General features: G+C 56.3%; 10 protein-coding genes. All 10 read right to left on the reverse strand.

The genetic code is table 11. From position 1 onward, the window contains the following. Positions 1 to 2 precede the first annotated feature (2 nt). The 10 genes from IDH44_RS11660 to IDH44_RS11705 all read right to left on the reverse strand — a co-directional run bounded on the left by IDH44_RS11660 (position 3) and on the right by IDH44_RS11705 (position 18,708). A complete protein-coding gene (locus IDH44_RS11660) occupies positions 3 to 2,519 on the reverse strand; it encodes a hypothetical protein (RefSeq protein WP_190917821.1) in 2,517 nt (838 codons plus the stop codon). 133 nt (positions 2,520 to 2,652) lie between these two features. Next, positions 2,653 to 2,925 (reverse strand): alpha/beta-type small acid-soluble spore protein, encoded by a 273-nt coding sequence (locus IDH44_RS11665; protein ID WP_190917823.1) that lies wholly within the window; start codon positions 2,923 to 2,925, stop codon positions 2,653 to 2,655. Positions 2,926 to 3,029: 104 nt separating this feature from the next. Beyond that, entirely contained in the window at positions 3,030 to 3,530 is a 501-nt protein-coding gene (locus IDH44_RS11670; protein ID WP_190917825.1) for a hypothetical protein, read from the reverse strand. Between the two features lie 33 nt (positions 3,531 to 3,563). Continuing rightward, entirely contained in the window at positions 3,564 to 6,092 is a 2,529-nt protein-coding gene (locus IDH44_RS27160) for a DUF4352 domain-containing protein (protein ID WP_190917827.1), read from the reverse strand. 255 nt (positions 6,093 to 6,347) lie between these two features. Further along, positions 6,348 to 9,002 (reverse strand): S-layer homology domain-containing protein, encoded by a 2,655-nt coding sequence (locus IDH44_RS11680; RefSeq protein ID WP_190917829.1) that lies wholly within the window; start codon positions 9,000 to 9,002, stop codon positions 6,348 to 6,350. A 648-nt stretch (positions 9,003 to 9,650) separates the two neighbouring features. After that, entirely contained in the window at positions 9,651 to 13,226 is a 3,576-nt protein-coding gene (locus IDH44_RS11685) for an S-layer homology domain-containing protein (RefSeq protein ID WP_190917831.1), read from the reverse strand. 215 nt (positions 13,227 to 13,441) lie between these two features. Next, the gene (locus IDH44_RS11690; protein WP_190917833.1) at positions 13,442 to 14,572 is read right to left on the reverse strand and encodes a glycosyltransferase family 4 protein; all 1,131 of its coding nucleotides are present in this window, start codon (positions 14,570 to 14,572) and stop codon (positions 13,442 to 13,444) included. A gap of 97 nt (positions 14,573 to 14,669) precedes the next feature. Continuing rightward, positions 14,670 to 15,377 (reverse strand): WecB/TagA/CpsF family glycosyltransferase, encoded by a 708-nt coding sequence (locus IDH44_RS11695; protein WP_190917835.1) that lies wholly within the window; start codon positions 15,375 to 15,377, stop codon positions 14,670 to 14,672. A 101-nt stretch (positions 15,378 to 15,478) separates the two neighbouring features. Beyond that, complete coding sequence (gene csaB / locus IDH44_RS11700) at positions 15,479 to 16,618, reverse strand: polysaccharide pyruvyl transferase CsaB (RefSeq protein WP_190917837.1); 1,140 nt, start codon at positions 16,616 to 16,618, stop codon at positions 15,479 to 15,481. Continuing rightward, positions 16,579 to 18,708, reverse strand: a complete 2,130-nt coding sequence (locus tag IDH44_RS11705; protein WP_397326766.1) for a DUF5693 family protein — start codon at positions 18,706 to 18,708, stop codon at positions 16,579 to 16,581. Before IDH44_RS11705 ends, csaB begins: the two co-directional genes overlap by 40 nt. Between the last annotated feature and the right edge of the window lie 5 nt (positions 18,709 to 18,713).

Genomic DNA, 18,713 nt, shown 5'->3' on the forward strand with positions numbered 1-18,713 from the left:
CTTTATTCACTCCGCCCGAACCAGTTGATTTCCTTGGAGGCGATCAATAGCTCCGCCCCGTCGTAGACATCGTAGACATTGATTTCAAAGGTATCATAATCGGCGATCTTGCCCTGCACAGCCGAATCACTGAAGCGCAGTTCAAGCGGTTGATCCGAGCCGGCGACCAACGTCTGAGCGTCTGAAGATGTCTCTGCCAGCTCAACCTCCTGCGCATAGGTGACACCGATCTGGTCCTGATTGACGAACTCAATCCGCAGCTTGTGGCCGCCCGCCACGTAATCGTAGGTTTCGTCAACTTCCAGATCGTAAGCCATCTCCAGGCGAATCCCCTCTACGCTGTACGCCCCGGTAACATGAAGGTTGCCCACCACATCGCGCAGCGTCAGCTTATAGGCGGAGAAGGCGATGTCCGACAGCGTCGTATTTAGTTCCGGTTGTTGCTCGTGCACGTTATAGACGACCGGGCGAACAAGCACCTCTTCCTCGCCAGACGATGCTAGCTCATCTGGCAGCGATTGGCCAAAAATCAACTTATAGTTATGGCTATCAAATGTTTTGGACAGATTGCTCCAGCCGCTAAGCAGGATCGTGCCGCCGGGCTTCACCTTCTCTGTCATCGATGTCAGTTGCAGCGTGGCAAGCTGACCGTTCCCGTCCTCGATATAGGCGGCAAGCGAGGCCGTCTGCGCCGCGCGCAGCTCCTCATTCGTCACTTCAAATTCAGTATAAAAGGTACGTCCCAAGCTCCCCTCGAACAAACGAGTGGCGTGAACTTGAACGCGGCTCCTCGCCCCTTCTGCGCCTACAACGTAGCCATCGGATTCGGAGTATTCGCTATACGGCGTCAACTGCTGCTCGTTAAATTGAAAGCGCCTGATCGACTCGTCCGACTCCGATTGTTCAGTCAGGATAAACGCCACCTCCTCGATCTCAGTCGTATACGGAATGGGAATGTAGACGAGCTGACGAATCGAGTCTCCCGCCGCTATATCGAGTTGCGGATCCAACGCCGCCGTCCGGCTCGTCCCCGCAACGCGAACCCCGTTCACCACAAAATATCCGCTTAAATCCGGCGGCTTGATCGAAGCGTCGGACCGATTCGTAATCGTCAATTCTGCCGTCAACGCATCGGAATCAGTCGACGTGGTACGCTGGATAGAGGCAATCCGTACTTCATAGCCGGAATCATGCACATACGTGCTGCCTACTCCGCCCTCCTGAGCATGTGGCGCCGGAAGCTTGTACATGCCGAGCAAGTAGCCCGAGCCGCTTGAGCTGCCGTCTACCGCCGCTACACCGCTTGTACGAACGACAACCTCCGCCCCCGTCCATGCCGAGGCCGGCAGCGTCCCGCTCAGTGTCAAGGTGCGCTCAATTTGCGGCAATAACGTAGTCTTGTCCGTATCCGGTGCATAGGTCAACGGGTACGCGATGCCTGCCGTTGTTTGCAATTCAAATTCCAAATCAGGAAGCGCAATCGCTTCATTTCCAGTATTGGAAATCGCAAACGCAACGTCGATCTCGGTTTCTTCGTCTTCGTCCCGCACTGTCACACGTCCGACTCGGGTCTGAACCATGACGCCGTTCATATACACCTTTCTGATCGCGCCAGCCGTTACCGCAGGAGCCGGCTGCAGCAGCGGAATGGCGAATTGTCCGATCGGCAAACGCAGTCCGGATGCCTCGTCCCGTCGATATGGGAGCAATACAATGGATTTTCCGACCACGGCATTTGGTAGTTTGGCTTGAACCGTCACTATTTTTCGTTCCTTCGGTTGCAGCGTCAGCTCTGACAGTGCCTGTGAATCGACATCGAACACGGAATAACTTTCCGTTTGCAGCGCCAATCCGATATTCGAAAGTTCGACGCTGCTTAATCCGATGTTTTCAACCAGGTAACTGATCGTGACAGACATACCGTCTTGATCCTGAGTAACAAAGTATTGCTTGATTGCACCTTTCACTTTTGCATTGTTAATAAGAAGCACATCCGGCTGAAATACCGGAGTTCCACTCGTCGTTTCTTCGGGATATGTAAGTGTGCCAAGGGTACGCTCGAAATTTGTTGCGGAGAGGTCAAAGGCCATTACTTTGAGGGTCAAATCACGAAGCCGTACGCCCGAATCAACCGTAGCGTAATAGGTGAGGTTAACGGATGACGAGGAAGACAGCTTTTTTTTCGTCTGGTCAGTCTGGGCGAGAATCGCCTTATAGACTTTTCCGGATTTGCCGCTAACGGTTACCCAGTAATCAAGCAAGTCAAGCTCGCTCCCGCTATTGTTCGCGATCGTGACTGTAAATGCCAGCACCAGCTGCTGATCCTGCATTAACAGTCCGGCATCGCGCACATACATACTGGTTCCCTTTTCCAATTCGACTGATGCCTGAGCTGAAGTTGCCGCTGCAGCGCTGGGAGCTTGTGGCCACTGCCCGATCTGCGGCAACAACGATGGTTGCAGCAACGCTGCGCAAGCTGTTGCAATCGTAAGTCCGTATTTAATGATCTGTCCTTTCAACACGCATCCCTCCAGAGCCTTCATTTCCATAATTGGGTTTCGTCCCTGAGGTCATTTAAGCGCATGAACCTTGAATAAAGCTTAAAAAAGGACTCCCCCTATGAATTGGAGAGTCCTGAGTCAAAGAAATAGATTAGTGAAGCCCTTGCTGTGCTTGTTGAATGATACGACGGGTAATTTCTCCCCCGACCGAGCCGGCCTCCCGCGTCGCCAGCTGACTCCACGGCACATGCGCGGCTTGGTTGTGCTGCGCGCCCAGTTCGCCGGCGAATTCGGCATCTGCCCCTCCGGCCGGGGACGAGCCGGAATGGACGTACAGTCCCAACTCTGCGGCTATTTCGTATTTCATTTGATCCAGCGCGGGCTTGCATGCCGGCACCACTTTTTGATTGCTGCGACCTGCCATCGATACACACCTCCAATAGTGAGATGCGTTTAGTATCTGCCGACAGGCCAAGGACGAAGCGGGTTACATATTGTCAGCAACGGAAGTTCCGTGTGCCCGAACCATTAATAGGCTGTAATGGCATGCTTGCCTTTGACGAGCACGATCAACGTATTGTTTTGCACCTTCGGATCGGGCGTGACGCCTCTGCCGGGCCTTGGCGACAGCAGCAGGTGATTCTTGCTTGCCGCTGTGCCATTTGTCAGATCCTTGCCCGCTGTCAGATTGGAGATGCCGTCCTTGTCCGCACTGTAGGCCACCGCGCGTCCCGAACGCACAATGAATTCGGTGCCCTCCTCCTCGGCGACAATTTTTTTGCCGGCCGGGACGAGCACGACCTCCATCGCTGCAGCGATTCCCGCTTCGCCATTATCGCCGCCGGCCGGGAGCTCGCCGCCCATCTGCTTGAAGAGCTGATCGACATAGCTTTTGGTCACCACCGGATCGTCGGCGGAGCCGGGCTTGGCATCGGCCCCGTCTGCTTGACTGGACAGATGGGTCCCGATTACGACCCCGAGTGTAATCGCCACACAGGCTGCTGTCAGTTTCACAATGTGCTTTTTCATGGAGTAAACGTCACCTTCCCTGCTATTGAATCATCAGCGACCAAACCAATTGATTTCCTTCGAGCCGATCAGCAGCTTCGCATTGCCGAACACATCATACACATTTAAGGTAAACGTATCGTATTCGGCAATCTTGCCTTGGACAACCGGATCGTTAAAAATCAGCTCCAGCGGCTTGTTCGTGCCTTCGATCATGACCGGCGCGCCGCTGCCTTCCGCGGCCTCGAACAGCTCGACTTCGTGTGAATATGTCGTGCCAATCTGATCCTGGTTCACGAATTCCAGCAGCAGCTTGTGACCGTCCGACACAAAATCATACGCATTGTCGACAGCCAGGTCGTAATCCAGCTCCAGGCGAATGCCTTCGACGCTGAAGGCGCCCGTAACATGCAAGTTCGCTACAATGTCGCGCAAGCTCAAGCTGTACGCCGAGAAGGAAATATCCTCTAGATCCGTATCGAGAGTAGGCGCGGCATCCACGACATCGTACACCGCCGGCTTGACAATGACCGATTGCGTCGGCTCCTCTTCGCCGCCGCCTTGCTCGGACAGTGCCTGCCCGAATACCAGCTTATAATTTTGGATGTCAAACGTTTTGGACAGGCTGCTCCAGCCGCTGAGCAGAATTTTCCCGTTCGGCATGACCTTCTCGACGACTTGCGTCAGCTCGATCGGGGCCAGCTGGCCATTGGCATCCTCGAGGTAGCCACCGATGCGAGCCGGCTGCGCGGCTCTTGGCTCCTGATTCGTCAATTCGAATTCCGTATAAAAATAGTTGCCGCCGTTGCTTCCTTTGAACAAGCGCGTCGTCCGGACGTCAACCTGACTGCGGCTGCCCGTCTGATCGATCACATATCCACTCGCTGGTGCGTAATCGTCAAATTCGCTGAGCGGCTGGTCCGTGAACTGGAACAGCTTGCGCGCCTCGCCCTCTGCGGCCGGCTCGGTCAGGACGAACGATACCGTATCAATGGATGTCGTATAGGGAATATTGACATAGACCAAGGTGTCGTACGAGTCACCGGCCGCGATGTTAATTTGCTTGTCCAGCGAGACCGTGTGGCTCTCACCGGAGACGCGGACCCCGTTGATCAGGAAATAGCCGCTCAGATTGGGCGTACTTTTCGCCGATTTGGAGCGATTCGTGATACGCAGTTCCGCAGTCAACACATCGTTATTCGTCATGGGCGCGCGCTGGATCGCAGCCAATTCGACACTGTAATCGTTATTATACGTATACGCGCTGCCGACGCCGCCCTCTTGGCTGCTCGGGCCCTGCAGCTTGTACGAGCCGATCAGATAACCGGATGCCGGTATGCCGCCTTCTTCCCCGGCTGCCGCGCTGGTACGCACGATCAGTTGCGCGCCTTTGATTTTATTCTCCGGCACCGCCCCACTCAGCGAGAGCGTCCTGGCGATACGCGGCAACAGATTGTTTTTGTCATCCTGCGTGTAGGTCAGCGGGTACGTCACATTATCGCTTGTTTTCAGGGCAAACGAAAGCGCAGGCAACGCAATTGCCGCTTGTCCAATATTTTCGATCTTAAAATCGACGGTCAGCTCGGTTTCGCCGTTCGCGTCGTTCATCATCACTTGCGCGGCCTTCGTTGCCACCATTTCACCGTTCATGTAGACGTTGCGCGTCGCCCCAGCGGCTACTGCCGGAGCCGGTTGCAGGATCGGAATTGCAAATTGCCCGGCCGGCAGTTGAATGTTGGTCGTCTCATCCTTGGTGTACGGGATCAGCTTCACCGGTTTGCCTGCGATGACATTCGGCAGCTTGGCTTGCACGGTCACGATTTTACGTTCCTTCGGCTGAATCGTCAATTGCGCCAGCGCTGCGGCGTTCACATCATAGACGGAATAGCTCTCCGTTTGCAGCGCGAACCCGACGTTCGACAAGTTTACACTGCTGAATCCGACATTTTCCACCAAATAACTAATGGTCAAATAAATGCCGTCCTGATCCTGGGTGACAAAGTATTGCTTGACCGCACCTTTGACCTTGCTGCCGTTCAGCAGCATGATGCTCGGTTGAAAGACCGGCGTGGCGCCGGTGGCGTTCGAAGGATATGTAATGGTGCCGAGATTTCGTTCATAGCCAGCTACATTCAAATCAAACTTTACGATAGAGAACACAAGATCCGTAAGCTTGGTTTGGCGGTCGACGGTCGCGTAGTAGGTGAGATTAAGCGAAGAAGAAGGCGCAACCTTTTTTTTCGTTTTGTCCGTTTCGGTCAGTGCTGCTGTAAATACCTTGCCCGACTTGCTTTTGACGCGAACCCAATAATCGAGCAGATCAAGCTCCTTGGTGCTTTTGTTCGTAATGGTTACAGTAAAAGCCAGCATCAGCTTTTGATCCTGCATGAGCAATTGCGCATCGCGCACATACAGGCTGGCGTTGCTGGTCAGACGGACAATCTTGCTGGAGAGCGGGTTGGCAGCCGCAGCGGCGACGGTCGATTGGGGCAGCAGGGAATGGGCGACGGGCAGCACGGGCTGCAGCAGCAGGGCGCAGGCCGCGGCGGTGGCAATGCCGTGTTTAAAAAGCTTAGCGTTCACGTAGTCTCCTCCTGTTTCTTGAAAAATAAGAAAGTATAAGCTGATCGCTTATACGGGTCTTATCTTTCTCGGAACGAAACGTGCAGCGTTGCCGAAGGACGACGCAAGCCGTTTCGCCTTGTTACTAGTTAGACGACACGGAGACGGGTTTTGTTTCGGTAGACCGTGAGAAAACACTGCTGTTGATGTAAATTGAAGACAGACAGCAAAAAAGCAGGAGCCGAAGCTCCTGCTTTTTCATATCAACTGTAACGATTAGTTGTTAACAACCAGCGTTACAGAAGCTTGTGCATCATTCGATGCGATGAACGTGACCGTCGCTTGACCGGCTTCACCAGCTGTAACCACCGAGCCGTTGACGCTCGCAACATCCGTATCGGAAGAGGTCAGGAAGCCTGCAGGGTTCGCCATAGCAACACCGTATTGGTCTTTAACGGTGACTTCGGTCGCAAAGTCGAACGTATCGCCTACAGTAACTTCATATTCGTCTTCGTCGAATGCAACAGTCGTTGCAACAGGAACATCTTCGGATACCGTCACCGTGATCGAAGCAAGCTTCGTACCGTTTTGGTAAGCCGTTACCGTCGAGGTGCCTTCGTCTATACCCGTGATCGTTTTTGCAGTCACATCTGCTGCCAATACCGTAGTGTTGGAGCTCGTGATGTTGGTAACTGCCGTTGCTTGGTTCAACGCAACCGTAGTACCGCTTGACAGTTTACCCGATACTTTGATCGTTTTGGTATGACCAGCAACTTTTCCGGTCGTGCCGCCATAGATCGTACCTGGATCCGTAATTTCATACGATTTGATGTCGGAATCTTTCACGACTTGCACCGTGAAGGTATAGTCGGAATCCGCCACATTGTCCAGCGAGATCGTAATTTCGGCTTTACCAGTAGTATTACCTGCAACCAATTGTCCGTTGACGTAGTTCACGACCGTCGGATTATCCGACACAATCGTGTACGCTGCCGAACCAACCGTTTGTGTGCGGCTGTAGTTGTCGAGATACGTGATGTCGTCGCCGTCGAAGTCAACAGCAGCCGTTTGGGCAAAGTATTTCGCAACGGAAGTTCCGTTAACTTTAACCGCTTCGGCCAACTCGTTAACCGACAATTGCAGCGAGCCGACTTGTTTTTGTCCGTTGCTCGTAGTCGTAACGTATGCATAGATGTATGCCGTGCCTTCTTGATCATCCGCGAATTTGAAGAGCAGTTGGCCTTTGCCGTTGATTTTCGGGTAACCAGCTGCAAAAGTCAGGTTCGAGGTGATGTTAACAAGGCCTTGGCCCGCACCCAGGACAACGTCGCTGCCATCAATCGGAGCGCCGAAGGAATCTGTCGCTGCGAACGGAATCACAACTTCTTCGCCAGCAGCAAGCAGCTTGGCTGGCGCGCTCAGTTGCAGGCTGTCAACGATCGCCGAGCTGCTGATCGTTACAGTCGTGCTTCCCGTAGCGCCAGTCGTCGGATTAACCGCATTGATGAACAATGTGCCCGATTGTTGGTCAACCGTGTCAAACGTCAACACGCCATCCTCGTCGACATGGAATGCTTCCACGATTTCATTCGTGTTGAAGAAGAAGGTGATTCCGTCAACTTCGATAAACGCATCACCAACAGTGCCCGGATAATAGTCGCCTTCTGCCAGCAAAATTTCTTCGCCGTATTGGTCGGTCAGTTCATAAGGCAGGACCAGACCGTCGTCGCCAGCCGTGATGCGCGTTTCGTCTTCAAGCGGCTCAACCGTGCCAAGCTTGATCGACGTCGCTGCGCTGCCAGCCACGATTTTGAACGTTTTGTTAGCCGACACGCCCGTGCTCGTGTGCAGTACAGTCGCAATGAAGTTGTCGTCCAGTTCTGCAACCGTGTCATTTCCCAGATTGAACTTGGCGTTAACCGTGTTCGTTCCCGAGATCGCGTCGACCTTGGCTTGTTTCGTTGCATTATACAGGCTTACGTTCAGGTTGGTCGGATTTTCGACTTCCTTGCCGAACTGGTTGAACACTTTGATGTTCAGGGATTGACCATCAGCTTGTTTCAGCGAGCTCGCGCCGATTTCGATCTTCGTTACGCGTCCATCCTGAATCGAGACGGCGATCGGATCAGCTTCGCCAACCGTTACCGTGTAGTCGCCAGCAGGCAGGTAAGCGGAGCTCAGTACAGCTTCATTGCCGTCTTCGTTGAACTCAACGTCAATCGTGTACTCGATTTGACCGCGAGCAACGGTGAACTCCAGATCGTCTTGCTCGTCTTCAGTAGCTGCTTTGTTGAAAGTAACCGTGATTTCGCCTGCGTCAGTTTGTTCAACGCCGGTAACCGCAAGCACAGTCACTTCATAGCCCGGCAGACCAAGGATCGTGCCCAGCATTTGGCCAGTACCTTCAACGACCGTGTCCAGTGCCGTTACGATTACTTCGTACGTAGCGCCACGCAGAGCAGGTGCTGCGAAGTCCGTGCCTTCAGCAACCAGACCAGCTTCTACAGCCAGCTCAGGAACAGCTGCATAGTCGCTCGTGTCTACGCCCAAGGCGCGCAGAACAACTGCTGCGAATTGCTGGTACGTCAGCGCTTCGTCAAAGCCGAAACGCGTTGCGGAATGACCTTCCATCAGACCTTCTTCTTTAGCCCAGGACAGGAAACCGTCGTAGTACGTGCCGCGAACGTCAGCGTACGTGTGCGATTTCGCAGTTTGCTGTGCTTCCATCTCTACGCCCAGCAGACGGGACAGCAGGACTGCTACGTCTTGACGCTTCCAAGTGGAATCCTCAAGAAGATTTCCGTTTTGATCACCTTTAATGATACCCAAGCCTTCAAGCTTAGTGCCAGCTGCGGTTGCAGCGGACGCTACGGATGCAAACATGGAGATGACCATAGCGATGGCAACTAGCAAAGATAAACTTTTCTTCATAACCTTTTTGTCTCCTCCTCTAAAATGCTTCGGTTGTTGAGAGTTAGGATTGGAACTTAAATTAGTGCTCGTTTCCCTCATCGGCCGATTCACCCCCTTCCCAGAGTAGAGCGCGAGTATATAAAATGATGTCTGCGTACATGCTCAACCCTATGTAATAACATGTCGCAGAAACTCGTAAACACAAGAAGAAAAAAATGGTAGACTCGCTAGACCACTATAACATTATACAATGTGCACCATGCAGCGTAAAGACATATTTGCTGCTGCAAATGGTGGTGGACAACGCGTCCCCGTTCTGTAGCCTCATGATCGAGTACATGTATTTAAACGCACCCGATTTAAAAAAGTTGCGATTCCGGAAAAAAAAATAAATAACGATTTTCCCTATGTACGCCTTGCCAAATTCGACAACAACTTGCTGATTACAGAATCAGTATACTTTGTTACCCCTGATTCGTCGACCATAAACATTTACCAAAACTATGCCGTGATTTTCGCTGGCCTGCTCAGACAGCTCTATCATTATACCCTACATGTCTATTGGATTGCAAAACTTTAAACTCGGCCTTACCGCGCGAGCCAAATCGGGTAAAAAAACTTGTGCCCCGGCGGCGGCGCACAACCGGCCGGGGCATTTTGAAAGGTTTACAGCAGTTTCAGCTCGCGCATGACGCGCTCGGCGATAATGGCCGTATCCGCACGCTTCAAATTGGCCATCGGGTCGAATCGGAAGGTGCCCGGCGCCGAGGTATTGGGCAGGCCCAGAATGAATTCTTCGTCAAAAACTGCCAATACTGCGCTCACTGCATAGTACGTGACCAGATTCGCATCCGTAAATTCTTTTTGCAGGTCGATGCGGTCCTTCTCGGGATCCTCGTCGCCCTTTAACAGATTCGTCGCTCTGGCGATCATTACCGCCGCCTCCTCGCGGGTCAGCGGGTCGTTCGGCATGAAGACGCGCGGTCCCTTGCCGCGGACGATCCCCTTGCGCGCCGCCGTCTCGACGTAGCGATAGTCCCACAGCGCGCCCGGGATAGCGAAGGCCTGCACATCCTGGAACGTCAGCTCGCCCAGGTAGTCGAGCGGGATGTCCGTCATTTTGACAAGAATCTGCGCGAACTCGCCGCGCGTGATGTTCTCATAGACGCCGAAATCATTTGTATCCCGGGGCAGCATTACGCCTCTCGCCAGCATTCGCTCGAGCGACTGGCGGGCGTATTCGTGCGAGATAATGTCGCCGTAGCTGTAGCGCAGCCCCATGACGGCATAATAGCCGAAGCCGTCAAAGGAAGCGGTGATGGTTTTGCGGCGCGTATTGACGATTCCGCCGATATTCTCCCAACCGCGCGTAAAGTTGTTGTAGCGCCAGATGCCCAGATTGTTGGCCGCAACATTGGTGAGATTGCCGTCGTATGTCAGCGTAATCTCTCCGCGCTGCGTCGGCTTCAGCCACTCCTGCTCATTGCGCGCATAAAATTGATTGCCGCTCTGATACGGGTGGGCGGCCGGGTTGAACGTATAATCGTCTGCATCGTCAACGGATCCGGAATCGACCCAGAACAGATCGGAAGCGAACCCGAAATGCGACCTCGGGTACAGGAAGCCTGGTGCCGAAGAGACAATATTGATAGTCCCGTCAATGTTCTCGCGCTTGATCGTGCGCCCGTCGTACGTATCCGCGATGCCGACCAGGACCTGCTGATCCGCCACGAGTCCGACTTCTTCCGCCTGTGTCATCGAGGCCGGCGTCAAATACGTGTTGCGGGGCAATGCAATTTCGATCGATTTGTCAAAGGCCGAGATTTTTCCCGAACGGCTGATGGCCGTCTTGTACTGCGCCCCGACAGTCGGAGACTCGGCGTAGGTCACCTCGAATTCGCCTTCGAGCTCTTCCGTGCCGCGCAGGACGGTAAAGCCGATCTTGTTTTTGCCGCGACGCAGCCCGTTATATTCCAATCGGAAAATGTCGTTGCTGCCCTTGACCATCGTCTCCTTGCCGAGCAGCACACTGTCGGCGCCTTCTGCCTGAATGACGACGTTCAAGAAATTCTGGTTGACGACCGATTCATTCGGAAGCAGCGGCGAGAGCACGATGTAAGGCGAAAGCTCGCGAATAATCGTGATCGTCTGGCTGGCATTGACCGCCTGATTGGCCGTCACAATCGTAATGCTGATCGTGCCCGACTGTGGCAGCTGCAGCCCGTGGAGCCGCAGCCCGTATTCGCGATTGCTCGTATTGGACGTTTCGACAATCAGTTGGTCGACGTTGGCGTTGTCGACATCCAGCGAGTTGTCGCCAGAATCAACCGCCGCATGGGCATACTGCACCCCGTCTACGCGAATGATCAGGTCGTCCAGATTTTTGACCTTGAACAAGATGTCGACGCGGCTCTCGTGGGTCGTATACTCGTCCGTGCCCGTCAACACGTATTTGCCCTGCGGATCGGTGCTCGTCCATTCTGCAGGATTGACGATATACGGCACCGGCACGACGCCGCTGACGAACGGTTCATCGGCCGAGAACAGGTAGACGACCACCTTGGTCGTGACCGGTACGCCGTTGGCGGTGCCGCTGAAGACAATTTCGTTGGTGCCGGGCACCAGCTTCAGGTCAGTTCCGAATGGAATGGTGTAGACGCCGCCGGTCGGCGTCGCGTTTCCGACCGTCTTGGTGACCCCGTTCATCGTGACGCGTACATTGGCTGCCTCGGCGGCGCTGAAGTTGTTCAGCTTGAGGTTGAACGCCGTCAAGTCTCCCGCGACGTTGAATTGTTGCCCATTGTATACGTTCATCGGCTGAATATTTGGAATCGGTATAAATTGCACCGTCCGCGAGACGGTGTGCGTGTTGCCTGTGCCGCCCCCCTCGGTAACTGTAAAGTCAAGCCGAGACTCGCCTTCGGGCAGGGCGGTGATTTTGAACACGCGGTAAGCGCCGCTGTTGCCCGTAAAATCGGCCTTCGTCAGGCCGCCGTTGGAAGCCGTCAGCGTCACGGTATCGTCGGCCAGATCCGCGTTCTCCGTCTCCACCATTAGGTAGAGCGGCAGCTCGTAAATCGTCGTATTGTCCGAGAACTGCGTCACGGAGCCATACGTCACTTCTCCACCGACAGACGCCGGATCTGTCACGCTGTAAAGCTGCCTTGTCCCGGTAATATACGGCGAGTTCGCATCTCGCACCGAGAACGGGACGGCGTAATTGGCGGTGCTGCCATTGTAGGCCGTACTGGTGACGACCAGCACATAATTGCCATTGCTCGGCACCGTCGTGCCCGCCGCGGTCTCAAAATCAAAAGTCACCCATTCCGAGCTCGTGCTGGTATCGGTGATCGGCGCCGCCGTCGGCGCGACAACAGAAGCGCCAAGCGTATCCTTGATCTCGACCGTAATGGCCGGGGCGGCAGTCGTCGTATCGGGCTTGAGGAAGACAAGGCTGCCCGAAATGGTCGAAGAGGCGTCCGTCACTGGGGCAATCGTCGGATTGCCGTCCAGCAGGGTCGTGCCGAGCGTGACATTATAGGCCGTCGGATCGCCGTTGAAATAGACCAGCTTGCGATCCAGGCCATAGGTGCGGTCTTCATTGGAGGCGACAATCGCGAGATTGTTCAGCCCGCTATCGAGATTAAGATCCGACAGCACGAACGTCCCGGCTCCGCCGTTGTAGCTCGTCACCCCGTTCACAGTCACGGTCGTCGTGTTGGTCGCTTTGATAATGATCGACGGATTCTCGATGTTGACCAGCACCGGCGTCTGGTCCGACAGCGGACGGCCGTCGGCCAGCGTCACCTCTGAAATGTACGGCGCGTTGCCAAAGTACACATACACTGGCGCTTCAATCGTATTGCCGCTATCGTTACGCGCGATAACCGAGACGCGGTTCAACCCATTAAAAAGGGAAATGCCTGCAAAAATAAAATTGCTCCCGGAAATTTGGGGCGTGGAGGAGCCAGTCGAGGATTCCACGACCGCGCCATTCTCCAGGCGTTCCACCTTGAAGCTCAAGGAGTCGGAGCTGACTGCCGTAAACGACCCCTTCAAATTAATGACAGAGGTATTGACTGGCGTCGGAAAGTTCACATCCGTGCTGAAATCGTCGAACTGCACGTACGCCGACGGGTCGCCCGGCGCTGCTTGCGCTTGCCCCTGCAGCCAAGGCGCCATTGTCACCATCAAGACAGCCGCCATCAACAGGCTGAATGTCTGCTTTACTCGTCTTGCCAATTGAAATTCCTCCTTCGTCGCTCACGACGCGATTATAGCTCTACGTATACTATCGGCGGCCCTTCCCCAATTGTTTAGACCTCAGGGAATAATTGGGACCAGGAAAAAAGGAAAAAAACGAAACGAGACGCCCTGGTTGCAGGACACTAACGTTTCGTCTAAAAGGTTTTCGTCTAGATGTATGGTGAAAAAGTGCCAAGGTGGACGAAATTGCGTTACTTTGTTCGAGACGACTGCGCGTTCCATCCATTGATTGCGCGCCGCAGGAAATTGATCACCGGTCGTCTCGTCTTGTCCACCAGCCCGATTAGCTCGGCGCCGATCTGAAGGCCGAACACGAGCACGCAGACCACGGCAAACGCGACCCAATTGGCGGCTGCCGATTGCACGAACACAGCTTGCACGATGGCGCAGGCGCCAAAAAATCCGGCGATGCCGTAGATGATCAGCACCGTCTTGCGATGACTGAAGCCAAGCTCGCGCAGGCAATGGTGCAAGTGGCCTTTGTCCGGCGCAAAAATCGGCTTTTTGTTGACCATGCGGCGAACGATGGCAAAAAAAGTGTCGGAAAGCGGCACGCCGATAATCAAGAGTGGTGTAATGAAGGAAACGATCGTCACCTGCTTGAAGGCCAGCATGGAAAGCATGGCCAAGCTGAAGCCGAGAAACAGGGAGCCGGAATCGCCCATGAAAATTTTGGCCGGGTGGAAATTAAACACGAGAAAGCCGAGAATTCCGCCAAGCAGCAGCACACTCATCAAAATAATCGGCTCAAAGCCCATGAGCGCGGCCATAATCGCAATCGTGCCGATCGCGATGCCCGATACACCTGATGCCAGCCCGTCAAGACCGTCAATGAGATTAATCGCATTGGTTACGCCGACAATCCAGAAGATCGTAAGCGGGATACTGATCCAATCCGCGATGGGCTGCATCGTTTCGCCGAACGGAATGTTAAGCAAATTAATGCGAACGCCGAAGCCGAGCACGACGATGCCTGCCGCCACCAGCTGCCCCGCCAGCTTGACCTTGGCCGAGAGCTCGAAGCGATCGTCCAGCGCGCCGATCAGCACAATCAACGTGCCGCCGACCAGCATTGCCCGCATCAGGTTCATATCATAATCGTTCAGCAGCCCCTCGGGCGCAAATGGCAGCACGAGAAGCAAACCGGCCGCAAATGCGACATAAATCGCAAGTCCGCCCATGCGCGGCATAATCCGGGTATGCACCTTGCGATGGTTCGGCTTGTCGATCGCCCCGATTGCAAACGCCAGGCGGCGCACGAGCGGTGTCAGTGCGAGCGAAAGGATGAGTGCAACTGCAAATCCAGCGAAATAAACGGCCATTTCGAATTCCCCTTTTCTTTTACGCCGGTCCTTATTATACTCCGCTTAAACCCGAAATCCAATCCTGATTTTTCGCAAGTCGAAAAAGGAATCGGACTTATTTGGAGCTTCCATGAGGATTTAACACCATTTTTCGCTCGCGAATCACTTTTAGCGCAAATTTCGGCAAGACCAGCATGCGCGGCAATCGCGAGGGCTGCTTCAGCAACCGGTAAAACCACTCCAGCTTCAGCTTGCGCATCAGCAGCGGCGCCCGCTTGAGCTTGCCCGCAATGATGTCGAAGCTGCCGCCGACCCCCATCACCAGGGGGACGCCTAGCGCCGCCTTGTGCTCGGCAATCCATGGCTCCTGATTCGAAGCGGCCCGCGCGACAAAAAGCAGGTCCGGCTGCGCAGCCCGAACTTCCGCAATCACCTGTGCGTCTTCGGAAGCGTCGAAATAACCGTTGCGCGCGCCGACAAGGGTGACGAGGGGGAACTGTCGGCCAAGCCGTGCGGCCGCCTCGTCGACCACCTCCTGCGAGGAGCCGAGCAAAAACACGCGCCACCGCTTGGACTCGCCGACCGTCATCAGACGGTGCAGCAAGTCGAACCCGGCGACCCGCTCGGTCACCGGCTCTCCGACATAATTGGCCGCCCATACGACGCCCGCGCCGTCGGGCACGATCAGATCGGCGCTGGCCATGGCCCGGTAATACCGTTCGTCCTCGAGCGCCGCCATTACCATAATCGGGTTGCCCGTCACAATCTGTGCAGGCTCCCGCCGATTGACGACCTCGATCAGCCGCGCTACTGTTTCCTCCATACTTAATTTGCTAAACGGCAATCCGTAAATCGACACCGCCGGCACGTCAGCCAGCGCAGATGCCTTATGTGGTTCAGCATCGTATTGCCTGGTCAAAGGCTTCACCTCTTTATTTGCTCTTGCAGTAGTTCGACGACGCGTCGGGCAGGCCTTCTCGCCTCCGCCTTCATATGGTCGATCGTATCGCGGTGCCGCATCCGCCAGCCCTCTGCGTCGCTCAACATCGCTTCGGCCGCATCGGCCAACGCCCCGGCATCCAGCGCTTCGGTCGTGCCGACCGCCTCCAGGTCCAAGCGAGCGAGAAACTGATCGATCTTGGGGTCGTAGGATACGCCGAGCATCGGCACCTCCGCGCCGGCTGCATAAATCAGCGCGTGCAGGCGCATGCCGAGCAGCGCATCGCAACGGCTCACCTCCGCCAGCATACGCCGCGGGTTATCCTGCGGTTGAGCGAGCTCGGCTACGCTCTCTCCGAGCTCGCCCAAGCGTTCCATGACCTCGGAGGAGGCCGCCGCGTCATCCGGCAGATGAAACGGCAAAAACCGAAGCCGCAGCTTGCGGCGGCGCGCCAAGGCGCCAAGCGCAGCTGCGATGCGACGAAGCTCCTCGCGGTCCGAGCGCCAATAGCGGACCGAGACGCCGAGCACCGGCATACCGGACTCCGGCTCCGACTGACCGGACTCTAGCTCGCCGAGCGGCGTCAGGCCCATCACCGGGTCCGGCACGACATCGACGCGCCCCTCGGCGATGCCGAGCCGCTGCAGGTAGCGCGCGGACTCGGCATCGCGCACGGAGATATACGTACTGCCGCGCATGACGCTCCGAATGAGCGGATGCATCCATGCGCGCCGCACCGGGCCGACGCCCTGGGCATAGATGAAGGTCGGCTTGCGCAGCCACTGCGCCAGCTTCAGGATGCCTGCGTAATACGGAATCGTATTGGCGCTGGTCACATCCTGCAGCAGGCTGCCGCCGCCGCTGATCAGACCGTCCGCGCCGCGCAGCGCGCTCAGCACCTCGGCCGGGCGCATGCGGTGCGCGGCGCGCACGCCGTACATGCGCGCCGTCTGCTCCGGGCGGATCGACAGTACGAGCGGCTCGATCGCCATACCCGCGGCTGCGGCTTCTGCTTCAAGCGCGAGCAGGATGGCCTGCAGGACGGCCTCGTCGCCGCTGTTGCCGAAGCCGTAATAGCCGGATATTACAACCGTTGCAGCCGGCTTGCGAGCGTTTTGCCCCATTTCCTCCAGACTCCTTCCGCGAGCTGCCATACCCCGATCAGCACCAGTCCGAAGATGAGGCCGATGCCCAGACCAAGCGCGACGCGAATGGCCGAGATATAGACGGGCGTATGAATATGGGCGAACGTATCCACCATCGACAGCTGCCCCATCGCCGCGACGATGAGCAGCACCCAGGCCGCCCGGTAGCGGAGCGCCAGGAAAATACCGGCCAGCAGCAGCGGATGCGCGAACATAAATTCCTTGAAGCGCGGCCGTACGCCAATCGTTGTCTCCAGCGTCGTGCGGATCAGCATCTCCACGCTGCTGGCCTGACCCGAATTGCCTGTGCGGGACAAGTAATACATGCCCGCGACGCCCAATACGCCGGCCACGACGACCCACAGCACCGTAATCTGCAGCCGCAGCAGCTTGCGCAGATTGTCCAGCGGCGAAGCCCCTGTATACAAGAAGACATACAGCGCCACAAGCGCGATCGGCGCCAAATGAAGCAGACTGACGCCCCGGAATTGCTGCAGCACCAGGCTATACGTGACATTGTTGAGCAATGCGATAATGAGCGGCACGGCGACGAGCGAGAGCACTGCGGCGGCGACGTACAGACCGATTGCCATCGTCAGCCTGCGGGCAGCCGGCAGGCCGTGGAATACCCACTGGCCTCCGAACAGCTTGTCCGATCGAGCTGCCCTGCGATCCGACTCGTCCCAGCTGCCGCCGACATAGCGGCGATCGCCCTCGGTATGCAGCCGGATGCGGTTCAGCACCCAGATCAGCGCCAGTGTCGGCGCCGCGATGGAAGCGCCGAGCGCGAGCCCCTGCTCGAGCAGAGCAGACGACAGCACATACAAGCCCGCGCTCCCGATCAGTCCGAGCACGAAGGCCGGCGTCAGCAGCAGCGGCAGGAATGCGCCGATGAGCAGCGCAATCAACGCGATCGCGCCGAGCGCAGCCACGCCCTTCAGCGGCGTGCTCCAGCTCGGGTGTTGATAATCGAACGACTTCGCCTGGCCGGTTGAGAAGCCAAAGTCGGCAAGGCGCGCAATCGCGCCCGCATTGTCTTCGTCTCCGCGCAACGCATCGTAGAGGTTATCCAGCGAGTGGACAATGCCCCCCTCCTCCAGACTGCGGAATGGCTGGCTGTTCATATAGAACATGCGAATATTGCGATCCTTGGCCGCCAGGACGAAGCGATCGGCAATCGTCTCCGGGCTGAGCCGCATTGCCTCGGCGTCGGAGAGCGAGTGCAGCCGCACCACGTCGTAATCGGTCGCATAAGCCAGTTGGTTGAACCCGCTCTGCTGGTTGCTCAAATTCTCGATCGCCACCAGTCCGATGCCGTGCTTGTTCAGCAGCTCGCCGAATATGCGAAGGCTGCCCAGCTCGGCTTCGTCGGCGAAGCCCGTCGCCGTCGCGCCGTCGAACAGGATGCGCTCGACGCCGAGCGCTTTGAATTGCGCGAGCAGTGCGTCGACCCGCTCCTCCTCGAACGGACGGATGCGGTCCGATAGGCGCGGCAGAATCTGGAACCCGGCGGCTCTGATCTCCTCTAGCGCGAGCGGATCGGGCGGCATCGTCTTGACAACCGCATCCTCCAGAGACGTCCGCAGCAGGAGGCCGGGACGGCCTTCGTACGCCCAAGGCTCGACCTGCACCTCCGCCTTGGCGAAGGTCGTCTCGATCATCGGCGTCAATGCCTCGGCCGTACGCGCATCGGGAAAGAGCACATAGGCATAGTTGGCGTTCACCGGCGCGGGCTCGCCCTGCAGCAGCGCCATCTGGGCGGAGCTGTAGAGCGCCACCCGTCCGGCCCAGCTCAGCTCGTCCAGATTGCTCTCGAATACCGCCATCGTCGTGACGCCGGCTTCCCGCATATGCTCGAGCTGTCCGGCGACGAAGTCCTCGGGCTCCCCGTAATACGAGCCGATGCGCAGCACATCGCGATAATTCACCACAAATTCCACTTGATTGGAGGAATCCTCCATTTGGACCCTCAGCACCGTCAAAGGCACGGCGGCGATCAGCCCGAGGACGACGAGTCCCCACAGCCACTTCCGCGCCTTGCGGTTCAGATTTTGCATCGATTGCAGCACGCGTT

The organism is Paenibacillus sabuli, from assembly GCF_014705605.1.
Classification (GTDB): Bacteria; Bacillota; Bacilli; order Paenibacillales; family Paenibacillaceae; genus Paenibacillus_D; species Paenibacillus_D sabuli.